We start from the raw sequence: 19,438 nt of genomic DNA, 5'->3' as shown, positions 1-19,438 counted from the left end.
GCCACGGCGGGAGAAGGAGAACAGGGTGGTCGAGCAGGCACGGGCCACACTCCCGCGGGGCGACACGTACGGCGGCCTGTCACGCGAGGAACGTGCCTCCGACCGGCGGGCACGGATCAGCCAGGCTGCACTCGAACTCTTCGCCGCCCGGTCCTACGACGACGTCACGGTGGCCGAGGTCTGCGCCCGCGCGAAGGTGGCCAAGCGCTACTTCTACGACCACTTCACCGACCGCGAGGACCTGCTGCTCTCCGTGCACCGGGACCAGAACGACTGGCTGCTGGCCGAAGTGTCGGCGGCGGCCCCCAAAAAGCCGGAGAACCTCGACGCGCTGCTGCGGCCGATGATGACAGCCCTGGTGACCATGCTGGACGAGCACCCGGATTCCGCACGTGTCATCTACGTCAACGCCCCCCGCATGGAACTGCGGCGCCGTGGCGTACTGCGCAAGGACGCCGAGCTGATCGGCTAGAGCGCGGCATGACCGACGACCCCGCCGTGCTGGCCGACCATCTGACGGCGTTCGCCACCGCGCTGCTGTCGGGCGGGGAGTGACGTGAGGCGGCGTCCGCCCGCTGAGGAGGCTGCCGTATGCTCACGCCGTCACCGGAACCGGACGCGTGCCGGCGTCGCGCCCGACCTGCCACCATCGGTGATGGCGGAACGCATGGATGGCGGCCGGTGACCGCGTTGTTTCAGCCCCTCGTGCCCTCGCTCGCACCGCTGCGCCCCAGCGTGCTCTCCCGTTCGATCAGGCGGTATTCCGCCCAGACGCGGCGGGCTTCGGGGGCCGCGCCGCCGAGCCGGGCGAGGACCGATTCCACCGCGAGGCGGCCGATGGCCCCCTTGTCCGGGGAGACGGACGTGAGGGTCACCGCGCCGAACCGCCCCTCGACCACATCGTCGAACCCGACCACGGCGATGTCCTCCGGCACCTTCACTCCCCGCGCGTGAAGCACCCGCATCGCGCCGATGGCCATGGGGTCGTTGTAGGCGAAGACCGCGTCGGGACGCCTTCCGGCGTCGAGGATGCGGGTCATGGCCGCCGCACCGTCGGCGTGCCCCCAACCGTCGGTAGCGGCGACGAGCCCCTCGTCGACGGGAAGCCCGGCGGCGGTCAGTTCCTCGCGCCAGCCGCGTACGCGCAGTTGGGCGGGCTCGTTGCGTCCGCGCCGGGCGCCGATGAACGCCACCTCCCGGCGTCCCAGACCGACCAGGTGCGCGACGGCCGCGCGGGCGGCGGCGACGTTGTCGATGGCGATGTGATCGTAAGGCAGGTCGTAGTCCCGCTCACCGAGCAGTACCAGCGGTACGTTCTCCGCGCGGTCGCGCAGGTCCTCGGTCTCCAGCTCGATGGGGCTGAGGATCAGTCCGTCGATGACCCTCGCCCGGAAACCCTGACTGACCAGGAGCTCCTGCTCGCGCCGTCCGCCGGTGTGGTCCAGCAGCACGGTGTAGTCGTGCTCGGCCGCCGTGTCGATCACGGCCGCGGCGAGTTCCGCGAAGTAGGGGTTGCCGAGTTCGGGCAGGGCGAGCGCGATGATGCCCGTGCGTCCCGCCCGCAGGTGCCGGGCGGTCAGATTGGGCCGGTAACCGAGCTCGTCGATGGAGCGCTGGACGCGTTCGCGCATCGCGGGGGTGACGTGCTGGAAATTGTTCACCACGTTGGAGACGGTCTTGATGGACACCCCCGCGTGCGCGGCGACGTCCTTGAGGCTGACCCGCACGTCATTCCTTTCCCGAACCGCCCGACTCGGGTGGTCGGTGCGGGTTGTGTCGTCACCGTGAGCAGTGCGCCGAGCCCGTGCGCTAGTTTTACAACGTTATACATCCGTTGTCGTCACGCTGACAAGGCGGTGACCGAGCGCTCCGTTCCTACCCCGCCGACGTTCGTCCGACCGAACGGAACGCCAGGTCCGAGGCCTTACACAGCCACAGGAAAAGTGTTATGCACGTGCCCGTCGCCGGTCTACGGACTCGACACGCCACCGTCCCCTCGCGGTGGGGTGCCCCGAAGCGTCCAGCACCGCTCGAAGGAACGATATGAGCAGCCCGCCCTTCCCTGCCGGTCCGGTCGTGGCAGCCGCGCTCGACGGAGATCCGGATGCCGTCGAGGCCCTCCTCGCCGGAAGCCTGCACCTGGTCTACAACGTGGTCGGCCGTGCGGCCGAGTCCGACCTCGATGTCGACGACATCGTCCAGGAGACGATGCTGCGCGTCGTGCGCGGCCTGTCCGACGTACGCAGCCCCGATTCGTACCGCTCCTGGCTCGTGGGCATCGCGATGCGCCAGCTCGCCGACGCGCGCCGCAGCGCGGGCATCGCGCGCGGGGCACGAGCCGAGCTGCCCGGGGACGTACCGGCCTCCGACGGCGACCTCGCGGCGCTGCTCGAACTGCGGGCGTCGCTCACCCAGGAACAGCGGCAGCTCACGCAGGCCGTCCGCTGGCTGGACGAGCCCTACCGCGACCTGCTCGCCCACTGGTGGCTGGAGGTCGAGGGGCAACTGACCCGCAAGGAGGTGGCGGCGTCGTTCGGCATCAGCCAGGCACATCTCGCGGTGCGCATCCAGCGGATGAAGCGGCAACTGGACACGGCCAGGTCGGTGGTCCGCGCGCTCTCCCGCACCCGGCCGTGCGCCGGACTGGAGGCGATACCGGGCACGGACCGTCCCAGTCCGCTGGGCCGCAAGCGCATAGCCCGCCACCTGGCCGGCTGCACCGCGTGCGTGCCGCCCCGTCGACGGCTCGTGGCACCCGAGCGCCTGCTGCTGGGCATCCCCGTGCTCGTGCCTCCACCTCAGCTGGAGTCCCACGCGCGGATGCTCACCCAGGCCGACCCGTCCGCCTGGGGGCACCACGCTCTGGACCGGCTTGCCGAGCCGGGCTCCGGCCTCCCGCAGGGCGATGCGCCGACCCCGCACAACGACGCGGGCATCGGACACGGCGGGACGCTCGGCCGTGCGGCGAGGAGCGGGACGGCACCCGCCAAGTCAGCGGCTGCAGTAGGTGCGGCCGTGCTCACGGCGGGCCTGCTCATCGGAGTGACGCAACTCGACGACGGGCCGGGAGGGAAGGAGACGCCCAGCACCGGGACTGCTCCACGCGCCGGCACGCCGGCCCCTTCCCTCTCCCCTTCCCCCTCTCCTTCTCCTTCCGCGACGCACCGGCGGTCCTCCGCCTCCGGCCCGGCGGCCGTTCCGTCCCCCCGTCCGTCCGGCGGCGACAGCGTCCCGCGCTTCTCGGGCTCCGTCCCACCTCTGCCCGGCGCGACCATCGGCGATCCGCGTCCACTCGTCCAGCACGACTCGGTCGACGGCCGTGACAACGGTCAGAGCGCCCGCTACGGCGACAGGTCCGTCTGGATCTTCGACGACACCACCCTGCGGGGCCCATTCGGCTTCGTCTCCAACTCCGGTGCCGCAACCACCGACCTGGACGCCTCCGACGGCATCTCCCTGCGCTCCGCCACCGCCTTCTCGACGGTCCCCGGCCGCCCCACCGAGCTGATCCCGCGCACCGGCGCCGAGACCGCGTTCGAACGCGCCCACGACAGGGCGACCGGGTGTACGAGCGAGGAGGACCCGTACTGCGGTGCCACGTTCGCCTTCTGGCCGGGGCCCGTCGTCGCCGACGAGGCCCGCGGCCGGCTCCTCGTCTTCTACGGCAAGCTGTGCCGGGGCGGCGACGAGGGCACGCCCTGCTCCGGCACGCTCGGCAAGGGACTGGGCACCGGCATCGCCTCACTGAACATGCGCAGTGGCGAGGTCACCAGGCTCACGGCGGAACACGGCCCGTCGGTCGGCAGCGTCGAGGGCACCGACCCGACGATGTTCTTCCCCGACGGCCAGGGCTACAGCAGCGCGGTCACGGTCGTCGGCGGGCATGCGTACGTGTACGGCGACTGCGACTACGCCTGCCGGGTCGCCCGTGTGCCGCTCACTTCGCTCACCGACCGCGCGGCCTGGCGGTTTCGCACCGAGGCCGACTGGTCGGCCGATCCAGAGGCGGGCGTGCGGGTCGTGGCGGCCGGGTCGGCCGGCCAGACCGTGTTCTGGAACGAGGCGCTGGGCACGTTCGTCAACGTGTTCATGCCCTACGGCACCAGTGACGTGAAGTTCCAGGTGGGCGGCTCCCCCTACGGTCCGTGGAGCGAGGAGCGCACGGCCGGCACCGTACCGACACAAGGCGCGGACCCGGCCTACGCACTATTCGCCCACCCGGAGTACGCCCGCGACGGCGGAATGACGCAGTACCTCAGCTACTACGACCCGAAGGACGGCGACCAGAGCACCCTGCGGCTGCGTTTCAGCAAATGACGACAGACGCGGGCGGAGGTTTTGGCCAGGCCGCACCCCCCTCGACGCCGCGCCGACGAACGCGCCGGAGTGGATCCGAAGCCGCTTGCCGCCGAATACGTTCCCTCTGACATGGCGCACAGCGTGGACCGAGTCCGGCCACCGCGGTTCCTGCGGGCCGAGCCGCTGGAACCGCAGTTCGGCATCGCCTGGCCGACGGAGTCCGTCATCGTTCAGGCTCCGCGTGGGCTCCGCGTGGATCGGACCCGGTCCGTGCGGGGTTCAGATCCAGGGCGTCGGCGCGCCCAGGGTGGCGAAGTCGATCGCGTCGATCTCGGCGTAGCAGTCGCCCTTGGCGAACCTCAGCGTGTTGGAACCCTGACGCAGTCGGACGTCCACACCGGTCATCGTCCACTCGTCCCATCCCATGGAGGGGTGGGTGACCGTGCCGGCGGGTTCCCCGTTCACGGTCAGCAGGTGCCCGCAACGGGTTCCCATGCCGTTGCCGGCGCGCACGTACATCCGGTAGCCACCGGTGTAGGGGGCGTTGATCGTGTACTCGAGGTAGCTGTCCGCGTGGTCGATGTGGCCGGCCTTCCGTCCGCCCGAGGCAGTGGGACTGGACGGCAGGTCGGCGTGGTGCACCCTGGCGTAGTCCGGGTTCTCCGCCTCCCACCGGGTGACCGGCGAGGAGACCAGGGCTCCGTACCAGCGGGCGGCCATCCTGGAGTAGCCGCCGCCGGTCGGGTGTACGCCGTCGGCCAGGTCGGAGGTGGTCAGCGCGGAGTGCATGGGCACGAAGTGCACACGGCGCCCCTTGGCCGCCAGGGACGACACCACGCCGGGGACCGCCGCGTTGAACCGCCTGACCCGCTCCTCGGCGGCCGGATCGGCCACCGGGACGAGGTCGGAGACGAACACGTCGGCGCCGGGTGCGGCGGTGGTGAGGTGGTCGAGTAGACCGGACAGCCGGGCGGGGGCACCGGCCGGATCGTAGTTCTGGATCATGTCGTTGGTGCCGATGTGCAGCAGGATCGTGCGCGGTGCCGCTGCTCGTACCCAGTCGGCCGCGTGGGCGTCGATCTGATCGATCCGCCAGCCGGAGTGCCCTTCGTGGTCGTGATCGCCGAGGCGCGCCGGGCCGTTGGACTGCGAGCCGACGAAGTCGTCCGTGTGTCCGTCGGCTGCCAGGTACTGCCAGAGATCGGACCGGTAGCCTCCGGGCACGTTGAAGCCGTCGGTGATCGAGTCACCCAAGGGCATGACGCGCACGCCGCCGTCGGACTCGGCCTTGGCCTCGGCGACCGGAGCCGCCAGTAACAAGGTCGCGGCCGCGCACAGTAGTGCGGTCAGCAGGGCAACGGGATGTCTTGCGGGCATGTGGACTCCCTGAAGCGAGAGGAGCGGTGGACTGCGTGTGCGCGGGGAGGACCCGTGCGGTCGCGCGGTGGGGGTGAGTCGGCGAGAGAGGGCTCGGGGGAAGGCGGCGGGTCACGGCATACGCGCAACACCGGCCGACGTTCCCGTCGGAGTGGAAGCGTGCTCGTGCGCCCGAGCGCGCACGGAGGACGCAGGCCCCACCGGACGGTGTCGCCGCCGTCCGGTGGAGCTGCGTGCCGCGTTCGCCGGTCGTGGCCCGGTCAGCGCCAGGTGAGCCTGGAGGAATGGATGACGTTGTCGTCCGTCCAGGTGACCAGGAGCGTCTTGCCGGTCGGGTCGTACTCCGGGTGCGGTGCGATGGCGTAGCGCAGGCCGCAGGTGCCCGTGGGGCAGGTGGAGCCGACGGTGGTCAGCTTGGTCCATGGGCCTTCGAGCCTGGGCGCGGTCATGACCATGATGTCGCTGTAGCCGACGTCCGCACCGGCGACGAACATCCAGGTGTTGTAGTGGTTGCTCCAGAACGCGTTGGACTGGCCGAGCATGTGGTCGGGGAAGATCGACTGGGCGTCGGTCAGCTTCTTGGTGCCGTTCGCGCCGCCGAGGGTGAGCCGCTGGGTGCTCCAGGTCCGGGCGGACTGGTCCCAGTACTCGTACGCGGCAACCTCCGTCGCCCGGTTCGCCGGCACGCGCGCCAGGTAGATGTTGCGGCTGAACTCGCCCGCGCCGTGGCCGTAGACGTATACCTTGCCGTCCTGGCTGTTGTAGGTGACGCCGACATCGCCCCACCAGGGTTCGTCGGCTGCCCACATGAGGTCGTCCGACACACGGGTGGCCCTGGCACCGTTCGCGTCCGCGGTCACCGTGGCGACACCCGCGCCCTCGATGCCCTGGCCGCCGCTGCCGCGGTTGTTGCGCAGGAACCACACAAGGCCCTTGTTCGGGGCGTACTCCACGACGTTCGTACCGCCCATGCCGTAGCGGCCCGCGCCACCGTTGGCGCTCTCGGCGTCGGTGTAGGGGATCCACTGGTCCGGCCAGCCGTTGGAGCCGACGCGCTGGTTGATCCGGATCGGGTTGTCCTTCACGCCGAGGCCGACGCTGTCGTTGGCGGTGATGATCCAACCGCCCCTGCCGTCCGGGACGAGCGTGTCGCCGTACGTCCACACCGACTGGCCGTTGACGACCCCGGAGAAGCCGAGGTCACGTGCGACTTCGGTGCCGTAGTCCTGGCGGCCCAGGTAATCCACCCTCGTGGTCGCCGGGGGCAGTTGGCCGGGGCCGGTGGTCTGCCCGGGCGCGGGGTACACGAAGCCCCCGGTCTGCGTGCCGCCGGCGGCGTTCACTCGGAAGCGCTGTGCGGCGCTGCCGTTGCAGTCCCAGATCTGCAGGCGGGTGCCGTTCGCGGTGTTGCCACTGGGTGAGTCCAGGCATCGGCCCGACTGCGGGTTGAACAGCGAGCCGTCGGCGCGCTGCTGCCACGCCTGGGCACCGGTGCCGTTGCAGTCGTACAACTGGACCCGGGTGCCGGCCGCGGTGCCGCTGCTGTCGACGTCCAGGCACCGGCCCAGCGTGCTCAGCGAACCGTTGGCGTTGCGCGTCCAGTGCTGGTCGGCGGCCTCCGCCAGACAGTCCCACAGCTGGACCGGCTTGAGATTGCCACCTGCGTCGTCACCGTCCACGTCGACGCACTTGTCGCCCGGCCCTACGATCGTGCCGTTGGTGACGGTGAACCTCTGGGCGGCGGAGCCGTTGCAGTCCCACAGGCGCAGGTCCGTGCCGTTGGCGGTGTTGCCGTCAGGGGAGTCCAGGCAGCGCCCGGACTGCGGGTTGAACAGCGAACCGTCGGCCCTGGCCCGCCAGACCTGGCCGCCGGTTCCATTGCAGTCGTACAACTGGACCCGGGTGCCGGCCGCGGTGCCGCTGCTGTCGACGTCCAGGCACCGGCCCAGGGTGCTCAGTGAGCCGTCGGACCGGTGCGTCCAGTGCTGATCGCGGGCAGGGGCATGGCAGTCCCACAGCTGGACCGCCGCGCCGTTGCCGCCCGAGTCGTCCCCGTCGACGTCGACGCACTTCTTCCCGGGGCCGGTGATCGTCGCGCTGGGGGGCGCGGCAGCGTACGACGTGCCGCCGGTGGTGGCGAGTGCCGCGCACAGCAGCGCGAACACAGCGAGGAGGGTTGGTAACGAGCGTCTCTGACAACGTTGTCTGTGCGCGGTGCCAACGTACATGGAGGTACACCTCCGTGCGAGTCGGGGAGCCGTGCGCACACGTGGGGGCGCACAGGCCTGTTCGCCGGACAGCATGCACCCGTACGTTGGGAATTGGTAGAAGCGTGTCGGAAACTTCCGTCGATCACCCCAGGACGTCACCCGGTCCGTGGCGACGTCAGCGAGTACGAGAACCCTCGCGAGTCGGAAGGGTTCTTCCACGTCAGCGCGCAGCATCGCGTGATCCGAGCGCCTTCTCACCACCCGGCATCGGCGCCGGAGCGAGCGGAGACTTCGAGAAGTCACCCCAGCCGTGGACGGGCATCCACTTCAGCCAATCAGTTACGTGTGCGTTCCTGTTGTTTTCACGCCAGTTCCAGCAGCCGGTCGTACGAGCCGCCCCGCCACCGTCGGCAGCGGCGGTGGACGGACACCGTGCCACTGGGCGAAGGCAGGCGAACAGTCGTTCCCGCACGGCAGTTACCAGCCCTCTTGGGGTGCGCCGTCCCGTTCGGCGTCAGTACCACCAGGCCCCCGCTGGATGGCCGGCGTCCCCGTCGGCGACTGACCAAACGCGCTCGAAGTCGCATGGCGATGAGCGAGGTGAGGAGGTGGACCTCGGAGCCGAGGAAACTGGCAGTGGTGATCACGGCGTAGTGACCTTGGACTCGAAGCGCCGGCACGCCGCCCCACCTGTCCGACAGCGCCGGCCGCCGTGGGGCAGCGGTCGGCCGGCGCTTCGAGAGAGGGAAGGGGTCGCAAGGCCCGCGGTCACTCGGTCAGTGCCCGTCACGGCCCGCCCGGGAGGCTACTTCCAGCGGATACGGGTGGAGTGGACGATGTTCTCGTCGGTCCAGGTGACCAGGAGTGTCTTGCCACTCGGGTCGTACTCGGGGTGCGGGGCGATGGCGTACCGCATGCTGCTGCACTTGCCGGTCGGGCAGGTGGACGCCACCGTCTTCGGTTTCGTCCAGGGGCCTTCGAGCTTCGGCGCGGTCATCACCATGACGTCGGTGTAGCCGACGTTGGCGCCCGCGACGAACATCCATGTGTTGTAGTGGTTGCTCCAGAACGCGTTGGACTGGCCCAGTTCGTTGTTCGAGAACAGCGCCATCTCCTTGGTCAGCTTCCGGGTACCGGAGCGGCCGTCCTTGGTGAAGCGCTGGTCCGTCCAGGACTTGGCCGACTGGTCCCAGTATTCGTAGGCCGACACGTCGGTGGCCCGCTCCGCGGACACACGTGCCAGGTAGACGTCGCGGCCGAAGCCCTCGGGGCCGTAACCGTAGACGTATACCTTCTTGTCCCCGGGGTTGTAGGTGACGCCGACGTCCCCCCAGTGCGGCTCGTCCGGCTCCCACATCATGTCGTGCGGACGGTGTGCGACCACGCCCTCGGCAGACGCGGTCACCGTGGCCACGCCCGCACCCAGGATGCCCTTGCCGCCCTCGCCCCGGTCGTTCTTCAGGTACCAGACCAGGCCCTTGTTCGGCGCGTACTCGACGACGTTGGTGCCGCCCTCGGCGAACCTGCCCAGGCCCCCGTTCCTGTTCTCCTCCTCGGTGAGCGGGATCCACTGCTGCGGCCAGCCCTGGTCGTTGACGTTCTTGTCCTTGATCTTCAGCGGGTCGCCCTGGACGCCGAGCCCGATGCTGCCGGACGCGGTGAACTGGTAGCCGCCCTTGCCGTCCGGTACCAGCGTGTCGCCGTAGGTCCACAGGCTCTGCCCGTTCAGCACACCGGAGAAGCCCAGGTCCCGGGCGACCTCACGACCGTAGTCCTGCCGGCCCAGATAGCTGCTGTCGGCCGCCTGCACCGGCAGCGCACCCGCACCGGTGCGCTGACCCGGCGCCGGGTAGACGAAACCCGTCTGCTCCCCCGGGGCCTTGGTACCGGAGGTGGCGGACGCCGTGGGCCTCGTGGACCCGGGTGCCTTCGACGTCGACTCACCGGTCGGTGCCGACGACGACGGGGGCGGCGGCGCGGACACGGAACGGCCCGGGCCGGGCGTGTAGTCGTCGGACGCCGCGGGCTCCTCCGGCCCGCAGGCCGTCGCCGCGGCAGCCAGTACGGCGGATGCCGCGGTGATGGCGACGCCCTGGCCGATACGCCTGGTCGAGTGCATGCTTCAACTCCTCAGTGGGACGCTTACACCTCCGTAGACCGGTGTGGGATCACGGCATAACACTTCTCACCGCACACTTTCGGCCGCCCGGGCGTGCCGCTGGAGGAGGGGTGGTACGGCCGGCATTCTCGTGACCGAGGCCGACGGCAGAGGGGCCGTCTTGCCCGCGTCGTCGGCGGACGACGCCGTCGCCGGCCTTTTCAGCGCCACGTTCGTCGAGTCGCCCGACGTACCCAGGTCCAGGTTGAGGAACCGGGGCCGGTAGTCCGTGCTGTTGGTGGCTCCACGCATGCGGTTCACGTTTTACGACACGAGCAGCTTCCCCGGTTGCGACAGGCTCGGGTGAGCCTTGGCGTTGTACGTGTACCGCTGGCCCGGACCCACGCCCTCGAACTCGGGCGCGGTGTAGAACCTGGTCGGCGCGGAGAACGGTCCGGCGGGATTGTCGCCGATCGCGTACATCATGTCGGCGGTCTGTAGATTTCTGCTTACCTTGCGGTAGCGGGCTTGATGCGCTGCGCGCGCCTGACGACTGCCCTCCCGGCAGCCGGGAGGAGCGCGAGCCCGTCCGGTACAGGTGCAAAACGTTCCGGGCCGCGTTGTGGTCGGCGTCGCCCGACCAGCGGGGACCTTGTGCAGGTTGCCACCATGCTGGGCGGTCTTGGACGTCAGCAGGGTGCCGGTGCGTCCCCACGCCTCCCTGCTGACGGAGCGGTTCAGCCCTGACTTTCCTATGCCGGTGCCGGGCGATGTTCGATCAGCTCAAGCACGATTCCGTGAGGATCCTTGAAGCTTACGATCCGGAATTCCCCTCCAGTAGGAGCCTGCAGCGTCGCGGGATCTCCCAGGAGCTCAACGTCACCCCGCTCCCGAAGCCGCTCATAAATCGCATCGGCATCATCAACGTCAAAGGCCATCCGAGTGATGCCCACTTGGTTCATCTGTCGATAGGGGCCGTCACCGACAGAGGTTTCTGGGTGCACGAACTCGATGAGGTCGATAACGGTGGCGTTCTCACTGAGCCTGCCACGCAGGTGGTTGGCATGGATTTCGATCTCTTCTCCTGGAAACCCAAGCACCGCACCGTCCGACTTCTCGTTCCGGAGGCCCCCAATGGATTCAAGACCCAGCACTCCCTCGTAGAACGCGAGCGCCTTCACGATGTCCGGAACCACGATGCACACGTGAAAAAGGCGGTTGACGTATCGATCCACGAAGTCTCTTCTCCATTCCTCAGCACTGGTCCGGGAGTGGTTCGGTCATCGTGACGAACACTCCGAATGGGTCCGTAAAGCTGAACCACCTCGACGTGACGGGGACTTTCGGATCCTGAATGCAAATTCCGCGGGGCGGGCAGACAATGGTGACCCCTTCGTGCGACCGGATTCTTGCGAACGCTTCATCGACATTGTCCACCAGCAGTGCCAGCCGTGTGATGCCCACGTGGTTCATTTGATCGTATGGGCCGCCATTGACGACAGTCTCGGGTTGAGTGTGCTCGACCAGGTTGATCGCTGTAGCTGTTTGCGCGTCTGCACCGACAGTGAGTACGTGGTGAGCGCTGATACTTACTTCGTCCGTGTCGAATCCCAGAAGTCGACCGTCTGCCTTGTCGTTCCGAGTCTCAAAAACGGACTCAAATCCCAGGACGTCCCGATAGAAGTTGAGTGCCTGGTCGAGGTTCGGAACGGTGATACACACATGCATCAGGTGCTTTACCAGCGCGCTCACAGCTTCTTCCCTTCTGCCCTCAGCATCAGAATCGGACTCCGGTGCCACCGCCACCTTAAATACCCGTATGTTTAGGGTGGTAAGAGAACGTAGTCCCGGGTCCTGCCGCCTGTCAAGGACAGACTTCGGCGCAGATGAGTCCCCTGACCAGCCACGGATTGCGCAGTGCGAGCCCCTTGCACGCCAGACCGAGACCGAGAGGCGAGCGGCGGACTAGGCGTCGGTGACGGACCCGATCCAGGCAGCGCTTCTTTACCCGCTCACTGGGCGCCGGCCGGCCGCTGTCGCGCTCTTGCCCCGGGGCCGAGCCAGAACGACTACGGAAGAAGGACGATCTTGCCTCAGGTGTGGCGATCGGCGAGCTGCCGGTAGGCCGCCCGTACTTCGGCGAGAGGGAAGGTAACCGCGATGGGGATGTCGAGCTCGTCGGAAGCAGCTAGCACTGCGAGGTGAGCCAGCACCTCCGCATTGATGACCTGGCTGGATCCGACACTCAGGGCGCCCAGGCGTTCAGCGGCCGCAAAGTCGATGACGGAGTTCATACGTCGGGGCTCGACGCCGAGCCCCGATGCCCAGATCGAGGTATCCGCCGCCATAGGCATCGATCAGAGCGTCTACACCCTGGGGTGCGGCTGCCCGGATGCGATCCTCCTGGCCGTCGCCATATGCCACTGGAATGATGTCGTGCTCACGCAGCCACGGGTGGTTGCCCTCACCCGCCAGACCGATGACAGTGCCCCAGCCCTCCGTGCGAGTTGAGCCGCCACGCTCCCGACGCCGCCGGCCGCCGCCGCGACCACGACGGTTTCACCGGGCCTGGGATCGACGGCAATGACACTTGCGTATCCCGCCACCGGCGCCACGAACATCGATCCGGCCACCTCCCAGCTGAGCGAAGGCGGCTTGCGGATGATCTGCCCGGCGGGCACGCCCACCAGCTCGGCGTGGCCGGCACGCTCGTCCGTCCACCCCAGCACCGGATCTCCAGGACTGAGCCAGTCCGCGCCCGTGCCGGCCACCGTCACCGTGCCCGCGAAATCGCTGCCCTGTCCGCAGGGGACGTGGCGGGCCAGACCGAGTCCATCACGCCTTCTCGAATCGCGGCCTCCCCCGGATTGATCGACGCCGCCTTCACGCGTACGACGATCTGGCCCCGGGCCGCGACCGGGGCATCGACGTCCCTGACCTCCAGCACGTCCTCATCCCCGTACTGATCGAATTGCACTGCCCTCATGTCTGCGCCCTTCTCGACGAGCATCGCTTATCGGGACATCTCATCTACACCTCGAACCGGGTGATTGCCGACTCGAGCCTGAGCGGGTTCCCTCAAGCCTCCTCATCCGCATGACGCCTGCCACCGGCGCCTCGCGCTCAGCCCATTGCGGCGTGCTCAACCTTCTCGTCGCGGCGGTGCGCGTGCCGCGCCGCCCAGGCGGCCGGCCGGCGCTGACCGGCCACTTGCGTGGGCGCCGGGACGACCGTGGTGGTCGTCGCCTTGAGTCGCGCAACCAGCTCGATGTCACCGGTGCCTTTAGCCGGGAACGCGATCGTCTGTCTGAAAATCGCTCACTCGAATGAGTGGACGTGCACTCAAGAAACGATTCTCTTCATCCCACCGCAGCGCTCTGGCTCGTCAAGCCGACGCATCGCCGCACGTCAGACCGCCGCTTACCCACACCCCCACCAATATCACGTACATACGTTCGAGTGGCGGCATCGCGACGAATGCGAGTGACCTGGCTACTAGTCAGCTTGTCGGATCACTTCCTTCAACTATGTGACTAGGATGAGCCCGTGCCGGGTCGGAAGATCACCCTCCTCTTGTGGCCCCGATCCTGGCCCGCGGCCGTCATCGGTCGCCTGTTTCTTCCACTCTCATGGACCGAGGGACCGCAGAATGTCCGTGCCTGCACCTCCCAGCCAGCAGCGCCCCGCCAAAGCGCCGCGCCCTTCGTTGGCCATGTCGTTGGCCGTGCTGTCGGTCAGCGCAGTCGCCGCCGGCGCCGCAGCCGCCCTGGGACCGTCCAACGCTCAGGCTTGGACCTTGGCGGTGACGGTCCCCGCCTGGGCGTGTGTGGCGGTGAGCTTCCTCGTCAGCCACAGACTGGTGCGGCAAGCCCGCAGTGCGACCGCACAACACGAGGCCGAGGCCGGACGCCTCAGGACGCAAACGGCGCAGCAGTCCGCGGAGACCGCTCATGCCCTCAACGTGACGCTGCCCACGGTGGCCAAGCTGTTGTGGGACGGCACGAGCGTCGCCGATGCGCTGACCAGTTCGCCGCCACCGGCCGACCCGCAACTGCGGCGTCTCGTGGACACTTTCGCCGCCTCGATCGAGGAAGGCGTCAAGCACGCCTCGAGGCTCAACGACGAGCGCGCGCACGTCGCACATGAGCTGGAGCGGGTGGTGACCGAACTGGAACAGCTCACCCGGGAGACACTGCCCCACGCGATCGCACGCCTTCGGGAGGGCCGTTCCGCAGACACGGTGTTCGCGGAGATCGAGCTCCCGCGGCTTCCCGTCGTTCGCCTACCGGCCGAGTCCTTCGTCCGGGAACTCGCCCGCAGCGAGCGGCGGGCGTCCGCTGCACAGGCCGCGTCCGCCAAGGCACTCAGCCGCGTACAGGCGAAGGCCGTCAGCATGCTCGCCGATTTGAGGGAGATGCAGGACCGACACAGCGAAGAGGTCTTCGGTGACCTGCTGAAGCTCGACCACAGCACCTCACAGCTGGGCCTGATGGCCGACAGGCTGGCGTTGCTCATGGGCGGCCGGTCCAGTCGCGCCTGGAACAAGCCCATCGTCATGGAGAGCATCCTGCGTGGCGCCGTGGGCCGGATCGCCGCATATCAACGGGTTCGCCTGAACTCCTCCACCACGGCTGCGGTTTCGGGCTTCGCCGCCGAGGGCGTCATGCATCTGCTCGCCGAACTGATGGACAACGCCGCGAACTTCTCGCCGCCCATCGACGAGGTACAGGTCTACGTGGAAGAACGCAGCGCCGGCATCGTCGTCACGATAGAGGACAGCGGTCTGCGTATGGCGGACGCGGCGATGCGCCGAGCAGAGGAAGCGGTATCCGGCCAGTTGAGCGACCTCGCTTCGCTGCAGGGCACTCGACTCGGCCTCGCCGTCGTCGGTGGTCTCGCGCAGAAGTACGGCATCAGCGTCAACTACCGTCCCTCGTCGCGCGGTGGCACCGGAGTCGTCGTCCTGCTGCCTCCACAGATACTTGCCCAGCAGCGCGATCCTGCACCGCACCAGGCCTACCGCAACCCGCCGCCCCCAGCCCCGCGCCAGCCGACCCTGCCCACGCAGCGCTCGACACGCACCGAGTCACCGGAGCCGGAACGGCGTCCCAGCGTGACCACGTCGACCCCGAACGGCCTGCCCGTCCGGGCTCCCGGCCGCACGATGGCGGAGGCGGAGCGGGAGCGCGATCAACGCCGGTCCGAAGCAGCGACCGACGGTGCGAACGAGAACCGTCCGAGGCGAGACGCGGGTTCCCGGTTCGGCGCCTTCCACCGTGGCCGCCAAACCGGCGCCGAGAACGCGGGAGCCGGGACCGAGCCCGAGCCCGAATCCGATCCTCCTGTCGGACCGTAGCCCCACATCATTCCCCAACGGCGGCGCAGGCCCTCGCGGCCATCTTCCGCCCGACTTAGCGAGATTGGAGGAAGGGGCAGGTGACCGGCCAGTCCGGCACCAATGTCCCATCACCCATGATGCAGACCACAGACAACAGCCTCGTCTGGCTCCTGCAGAGTCTTCTGGAGCGCACGCCCGGTACCCGCCACGCGCTGGTCCTGTCCCGGGACGGCCTGAAGCTGTGCTGGACCGAGCACCTGACACTCGACCAGGCCGATCAACTCTCGGCGATCTGCTCCGGCATCCAGGCCCTCGCCCAGGGCGCCTCGATGGAGTTCGGCGACGGCTCCGGTGGGGTTCGCCACTCCATGACCGAATTCCACGGCGGCCTGCTGTTCATCGTGGAGGCCGGTGAAGGGGCACACCTGGCCGTACTCGCCGGAGAGGAAGCCGATCCGGGCGTCGTGGGTCACCAGATGACGGAGATGGTCGAGCAGATCGGTGAGCATCTGCGCGCCGCGCCCCGAGAGTCCGCACAGGTTCCGGGTACGGGCGCGCCGTGAGCCGCAAGCCGGTGGACATCGGTGACCCCGACCGTCTCTTCACTGTCACACGGGGACGCAGCAGCGCCGACGACACCTTCGACCTGGTGACGCTCATCGTCAGCGAGTCCCAGTCGACGGCGGGGATGCAGTCGGAGCACGCCAGGATCCTCGATCTGTGCCGGCACCCGACCGCCGTGGTCGAGATAGCTTCGGAATTGAGGCTGCCGATCACCGTGGTACGGATTCTGCTCGGTGACCTGCTCGACACTGGCCGGATCACCGCTCGCCATCCGCGCCCGGCACGTTCGCGTGCCGCCCTCCCCGATACCGCCCTACTTCAGGAGGTGCTCCATGGACTCCGCAATCTCTGAGCTGCCTGCCCACCGCACGCCCCTGGCTGACGCGGCCGACACTGGCCTGAAGATCGTCGTGGTGGGCGGCTTCGGTGTCGGCAAGACGACCCTGGTGCGCTCGGTGAGCGAGATCCGGCCGCTGAACACCGAGGAGGTGATGACACAGGCCGGCGCCGGCGTCGACCAGCTCGAAGGGGGGTCGGCGAAGACCACCACGACGGTCGCCTTCGACTTCGGGCGTATCAGCCTGTCCGAGCGCATGGTGCTCTACCTGTTCGGGGCGCCGGGCCAGCAGAGATTCTGGTTCCTGTGGGATCGGCTCTTCTCGGGGACGCTGGGGGCGGTGGTGCTCGTGGACACCCGCCGCATGGACGATTCCTGGTACGCCATCGACCGCCTCGAACACCACCGCACACCCTTCGTGGTGGCCGTGAACCGATTCGACGACGACACCGCCCGGCACTCGTTGGATGAGATACGTATGGCACTCGCACTGCCCGCACACGTGCCGATGGTGGACTGCGACGCACGAGTACGGCAGTCCGGCAAAGACGTACTGATCACGCTCGTCAATCATGTCTACCAACTGGCCATGGCCCAGGAGGCCAACCCGTGACCGACATCGGTTCTTCCGCCACCCACCCGACTGCCCCGGGCTGCCCCGTTCAGCACGACGCCGTGAGCCTGTCGGGACTCGAGTACCAGCAGTCTCCGTCACAGCTGTACCGGGAGTTGCGCCGTGAACGCGGCCCGGTCGCGCCCGTACTGCTCGACGGGGACATCCCGGCCTGGTTGATCCTCGGCTATGCCGAAGTCAGCTATGTGACCAGTCACGACGAGTTGTTCGCCCGGGACTCCCGGCGCTGGAATCAGTGGGGGGCAATTCCAGCGGACTGGCCCCTGCTGCCGTTCGTCGGATACCAGCCGTCGGTGCTGTTCACCGAGGGCGACGAGCACCGCCGTCGAGCCGGGGTGATCACGGACGCGCTGGAGGGTGTCGACCAGTTCGAGCTGGCCCAGGAATGCCAGCACATCGCCGATCAGCTGATCTCCTCGTTCGCCGGAAGCGGCCAGGCGGAGCTGGTCAGGGACTACGCACACGCACTCGCGATGCGAGCGGTGGTCCAGATCTGCGGGATGCCCACGTCGGGCTCCGACACTCAGCAGCTCGTCGACGATCTCCGCATATCGCTGGACGCGGCGGAGGGCGACGACCCGGTGGCGGCGTACACACGCGTGGGCGAGCGGCTGCGGCAGCTGGTGGCGGACAAACGGCAGCGACCGGGCCCGGACGTCACGTCGCGCATGCTGCTGAACTCCGCGGGCCTGACGGACGAGGAGATCGTCCAGGACCTCATCTCGGTGATCGCGGCGGCGCAGCAGCCGACGTCCAACTGGATCTGCAACACCCTGCGTCTGCTACTGACGGACGAGCGGTTCGCCGTGAACGTGTCGGGAGGCCGACTCAGTGTGGGCGACGCGCTCAACGAGGTGCTGTGGCTGGACACTCCCACGCAGAACTTCATCGGGCGCTGGGCGGTGCGGGACACGCAGCTCGGTGGTCGGCTGATCCGGGCCGGTGACTGCCTGGTGCTCGGGTTTGCGGCGGCCAACACGGATCCGCAGATCTGGCCGTATGACCACGTCGGTTCGGGAAACTCCGCGCACCTGTCCTTCAGCAACGGCGAGCACCGCTGTCCCTATCCCGCACCACTGCTGGCGGACGTGATGGCGCGCACCGCCGTCGAAACCTTGCTGGAGCGTTTGCCCGACCTGGTCCTCTCGGTGGAGCCGGAGGAACTGGTCTGGCGTCCGTCGCTCTGGATGCGAGGCTTGACCTCGCTGCCGGTGCAGTTCACTCCGGTGGTGATGTAGAGCGAATGTGATGGGCCCCGGGCGGGGCCCATCAGGGTGATCACAGCACGAGTTACGCGGTCACGGGGGTGAAGCGCACAGGGAGGGCCCCCGGCCCGCGGGTGAAGACGCCCTGCTCGGCCGCGTCGAAGCCGTCGACGAGGCGCATATCGGGCATGGCGTCGAGAAGCTGGTTGACCCCGATCTCGACCTCGGCCTTGGCCAGCAGCGCGCCGACGCAGAAGTGGCGGCCGAGGGCGAAGGCGAGGTGATCGGCGGCAGCCGAGAAGGCGGTCGTGGTGGTCAGATCGTCGCGCAGGATGTCGAAACGGTCGGGATGGCGATAGCGGCTCCCATCACGGTTCGCGGCCCCTATGAGGCAGGTGACGGTTGCCCCGGGCGGCACGGTTCCGCCGCTGAGCGCCACCTCGGTGGCGGACTGCCGCATGATCATGTGGACCGGCGGGGTAAAGCGCAGGGTCTCGGCGAAGGCCCGCGGGATCAGGCCTCGGTCCGCGCGGACGGCGGCAAGCTGCTCGGGGTGGCGCAGCAGGTTGGCGAAGATGCTGGCTATCGCCTTGTCGGTGGTCTCACCACCTGCGGCGAGCAGCAGGCTGCAGAACGCCTTCACGTCCTCGTCACTCATCCGGACTCCGTCGACCTCGGCCGCGCACAGTGCGGACAGAAGGTCGTCTCCCGGATGCTTGCGGCGCTCACGAATGATCGGCAGCATGTACTCGGCGAACTCCACCCGAGTCCGCTCCCCCGCGGCCGTCACGTCGGCGTCGCCCGAGAGGTTACCCAGAAAGGCTATGACGCTCGTGTACCAGCCGTGGAAGCGGGCGTGATCGGCCTTGTCGAGGCCCATCATGTCCGCGATCACGTTGACCGGGAAGTGCGTGGCGTAGTCGGCCACCAGGTCGGCGGAGCCCGAATGCCGGAAACCGTCTATCAGTTCACGTGAGTTGCGTTCGATGACGGGCAGGAACTTCTCCTGAAGGTCGCTGCCGCGGAAGGCCGGCGCCACCAGGGCACGCCGCACCGCGTGTTCCCTGCCACTCAGCTGAAGGATCGTCTTCCCGTGCACCGGCTCCAGCTGCCAGTCGTAGTTGTCGGTCGTGAACTCGCCGGCCCTGTCCTTGAAGACGTACTCGACGTCCTCATACCGGGAGACGATGTAGCTCTGCGTCGCCTCGTGCCAGATCAGGGGCGCGTCCTCACGCATCACCTGATACGCCGGATAGGGGTCGACCGCGAACTCGGGTGAGAGGATGTCAGGCACCTGTTGGGCGGTGGACATGCGGATCACTCCTCGTGCGTTCCAACTGGTCAAGACCAAAATTTAGTTGATCGCAGCACGGATA

The 19,438-nt window shown here is 68.3% G+C and carries 19 protein-coding genes; 8 read left to right on the top strand and 11 right to left on the bottom strand.

Translation table 11 applies throughout. The features are described from left to right. Positions 1 to 25 precede the first annotated feature (25 nt). Positions 26 to 472 (top strand): TetR/AcrR family transcriptional regulator, encoded by a 447-nt coding sequence (locus ACFCZF_RS07420; RefSeq protein WP_376670842.1) that lies wholly within the window; start codon positions 26 to 28, stop codon positions 470 to 472. 223 nt (positions 473 to 695) lie between these two features. Here ACFCZF_RS07420 and ACFCZF_RS07415 read toward each other — a convergent pair whose 3' ends face one another. Next, the gene (locus ACFCZF_RS07415; RefSeq protein ID WP_375912337.1) at positions 696 to 1,727 is read right to left on the bottom strand and encodes a LacI family DNA-binding transcriptional regulator; all 1,032 of its coding nucleotides are present in this window, start codon (positions 1,725 to 1,727) and stop codon (positions 696 to 698) included. A gap of 316 nt (positions 1,728 to 2,043) precedes the next feature. Between ACFCZF_RS07415 and ACFCZF_RS07410 the strand changes: the two genes are divergently transcribed. Next, complete coding sequence (locus ACFCZF_RS07410) at positions 2,044 to 4,317, top strand: sigma-70 family RNA polymerase sigma factor (RefSeq protein ID WP_376670841.1); 2,274 nt, start codon at positions 2,044 to 2,046, stop codon at positions 4,315 to 4,317. A gap of 261 nt (positions 4,318 to 4,578) precedes the next feature. Here the strand turns inward: ACFCZF_RS07410 and ACFCZF_RS07405 are convergent, their stop codons facing one another. The 9 genes from ACFCZF_RS07405 to ACFCZF_RS07365 form a co-directional block, all read right to left on the bottom strand. Continuing rightward, positions 4,579 to 5,676: a GDSL-type esterase/lipase family protein gene (locus tag ACFCZF_RS07405; RefSeq protein ID WP_376670840.1), complete on the bottom strand. Its 1,098-nt coding sequence runs from the start codon at positions 5,674 to 5,676 to the stop codon at positions 4,579 to 4,581. A gap of 260 nt (positions 5,677 to 5,936) precedes the next feature. Beyond that, on the bottom strand, positions 5,937 to 7,841 hold the full coding sequence (locus tag ACFCZF_RS07400) for a ricin-type beta-trefoil lectin domain protein (RefSeq protein WP_376670839.1): 1,905 nt from the start codon (positions 7,839 to 7,841) through the stop codon (positions 5,937 to 5,939). Between the two features lie 850 nt (positions 7,842 to 8,691). Further along, entirely contained in the window at positions 8,692 to 10,005 is a 1,314-nt protein-coding gene (locus ACFCZF_RS07395) for a DUF4185 domain-containing protein (RefSeq protein ID WP_376670838.1), read from the bottom strand. Between the two features lie 66 nt (positions 10,006 to 10,071). Next, a complete protein-coding gene (locus tag ACFCZF_RS07390; RefSeq protein WP_376670837.1) occupies positions 10,072 to 10,296 on the bottom strand; it encodes a hypothetical protein in 225 nt (74 codons plus the stop codon). Positions 10,297 to 10,308: 12 nt separating this feature from the next. Next, positions 10,309 to 10,470 carry a hypothetical protein gene (locus ACFCZF_RS07385; RefSeq protein ID WP_376670836.1) on the bottom strand — a complete coding sequence of 54 codons (162 nt, stop codon included), beginning with the start codon at positions 10,468 to 10,470 and terminating at the stop codon, positions 10,309 to 10,311. 266 nt (positions 10,471 to 10,736) lie between these two features. Next, a complete protein-coding gene (locus ACFCZF_RS07380) occupies positions 10,737 to 11,219 on the bottom strand; it encodes a VOC family protein (protein ID WP_376670835.1) in 483 nt (160 codons plus the stop codon). A gap of 19 nt (positions 11,220 to 11,238) precedes the next feature. Next, positions 11,239 to 11,736, bottom strand: coding sequence for a VOC family protein (locus ACFCZF_RS07375; RefSeq protein WP_376670834.1), 498 nt, complete (start codon positions 11,734 to 11,736; stop codon positions 11,239 to 11,241). 341 nt (positions 11,737 to 12,077) lie between these two features. After that, a complete protein-coding gene (locus ACFCZF_RS07370) occupies positions 12,078 to 12,278 on the bottom strand; it encodes a hypothetical protein (protein ID WP_376670833.1) in 201 nt (66 codons plus the stop codon). A 479-nt stretch (positions 12,279 to 12,757) separates the two neighbouring features. Further along, positions 12,758 to 12,994: a hypothetical protein gene (locus ACFCZF_RS07365; protein WP_375912313.1), complete on the bottom strand. Its 237-nt coding sequence runs from the start codon at positions 12,992 to 12,994 to the stop codon at positions 12,758 to 12,760. 86 nt (positions 12,995 to 13,080) lie between these two features. Between ACFCZF_RS07365 and ACFCZF_RS07360 the strand changes: the two genes are divergently transcribed. The 6 genes from ACFCZF_RS07360 to ACFCZF_RS07335 all read left to right on the top strand — a co-directional run bounded on the left by ACFCZF_RS07360 (position 13,081) and on the right by ACFCZF_RS07335 (position 18,095). Beyond that, positions 13,081 to 13,314, top strand: a complete 234-nt coding sequence (locus ACFCZF_RS07360; RefSeq protein WP_376670832.1) for a hypothetical protein — start codon at positions 13,081 to 13,083, stop codon at positions 13,312 to 13,314. Positions 13,315 to 13,633: 319 nt separating this feature from the next. After that, the gene (locus ACFCZF_RS07355; protein ID WP_376670831.1) at positions 13,634 to 15,340 is read left to right on the top strand and encodes a sensor histidine kinase; all 1,707 of its coding nucleotides are present in this window, start codon (positions 13,634 to 13,636) and stop codon (positions 15,338 to 15,340) included. Positions 15,341 to 15,459: 119 nt separating this feature from the next. Next, a complete protein-coding gene (locus ACFCZF_RS07350) occupies positions 15,460 to 15,885 on the top strand; it encodes a roadblock/LC7 domain-containing protein (RefSeq protein WP_375912400.1) in 426 nt (141 codons plus the stop codon). Continuing rightward, the gene (locus ACFCZF_RS07345; protein ID WP_375912305.1) at positions 15,882 to 16,238 is read left to right on the top strand and encodes a DUF742 domain-containing protein; all 357 of its coding nucleotides are present in this window, start codon (positions 15,882 to 15,884) and stop codon (positions 16,236 to 16,238) included. The genes ACFCZF_RS07350 and ACFCZF_RS07345 overlap by 4 nt, the downstream gene beginning before the upstream one ends. Then, entirely contained in the window at positions 16,219 to 16,836 is a 618-nt protein-coding gene (locus ACFCZF_RS07340; RefSeq protein WP_375912302.1) for an ATP/GTP-binding protein, read from the top strand. Before ACFCZF_RS07345 ends, ACFCZF_RS07340 begins: the two co-directional genes overlap by 20 nt. Next, the gene (locus ACFCZF_RS07335; protein WP_375912299.1) at positions 16,833 to 18,095 is read left to right on the top strand and encodes a cytochrome P450; all 1,263 of its coding nucleotides are present in this window, start codon (positions 16,833 to 16,835) and stop codon (positions 18,093 to 18,095) included. The genes ACFCZF_RS07340 and ACFCZF_RS07335 overlap by 4 nt, the downstream gene beginning before the upstream one ends. Before the next feature lie 52 nt (positions 18,096 to 18,147). Here ACFCZF_RS07335 and ACFCZF_RS07330 read toward each other — a convergent pair whose 3' ends face one another. Next, complete coding sequence (locus ACFCZF_RS07330) at positions 18,148 to 19,374, bottom strand: cytochrome P450 (RefSeq protein ID WP_376670830.1); 1,227 nt, start codon at positions 19,372 to 19,374, stop codon at positions 18,148 to 18,150. Between the last annotated feature and the right edge of the window lie 64 nt (positions 19,375 to 19,438).

This window comes from Streptomyces sp. NPDC056296 (assembly GCF_042268605.1).
Classification (GTDB): Bacteria; Actinomycetota; Actinomycetes; order Streptomycetales; family Streptomycetaceae; genus Streptomyces.
The sequence above is the reverse complement of the archived record's forward strand: the minus strand, read 5'-3'. Positions and strand labels throughout refer to the sequence as shown.

Bases quoted from the DNA above. Each gene is read 5' to 3' on its own strand.
- ACFCZF_RS07330 (WP_376670830.1), bottom strand. From the start codon at position 19,374: ATGTCCACCGCCCAACAGGTGCCTGACATCCTCTCACCCGAGTTCGCG.
- ACFCZF_RS07360 (WP_376670832.1), top strand. From the start codon at position 13,081: ATGACGCCTGCCACCGGCGCCTCGCGCTCAGCCCATTGCGGCGTGCTC.
- ACFCZF_RS07350 (WP_375912400.1), top strand. From the start codon at position 15,460: ATGCAGACCACAGACAACAGCCTCGTCTGGCTCCTGCAGAGTCTTCTG.
- ACFCZF_RS07370 (WP_376670833.1), bottom strand. From the start codon at position 12,278: ATGAACTCCGTCATCGACTTTGCGGCCGCTGAACGCCTGGGCGCCCTG.
- ACFCZF_RS07410 (WP_376670841.1), top strand. From the start codon at position 2,044: ATGAGCAGCCCGCCCTTCCCTGCCGGTCCGGTCGTGGCAGCCGCGCTC.
- ACFCZF_RS07365 (WP_375912313.1), bottom strand. From the start codon at position 12,994: ATGCTCGTCGAGAAGGGCGCAGACATGAGGGCAGTGCAATTCGATCAG.
- ACFCZF_RS07355 (WP_376670831.1), top strand. From the start codon at position 13,634: ATGTCCGTGCCTGCACCTCCCAGCCAGCAGCGCCCCGCCAAAGCGCCG.
- ACFCZF_RS07405 (WP_376670840.1), bottom strand. From the start codon at position 5,676: ATGCCCGCAAGACATCCCGTTGCCCTGCTGACCGCACTACTGTGCGCG.
- ACFCZF_RS07390 (WP_376670837.1), bottom strand. From the start codon at position 10,296: ATGCGTGGAGCCACCAACAGCACGGACTACCGGCCCCGGTTCCTCAAC.
- ACFCZF_RS07395 (WP_376670838.1), bottom strand. From the start codon at position 10,005: ATGCACTCGACCAGGCGTATCGGCCAGGGCGTCGCCATCACCGCGGCA.
- ACFCZF_RS07340 (WP_375912302.1), top strand. From the start codon at position 16,219: ATGGACTCCGCAATCTCTGAGCTGCCTGCCCACCGCACGCCCCTGGCT.
- ACFCZF_RS07385 (WP_376670836.1), bottom strand. From the start codon at position 10,470: ATGATGTACGCGATCGGCGACAATCCCGCCGGACCGTTCTCCGCGCCG.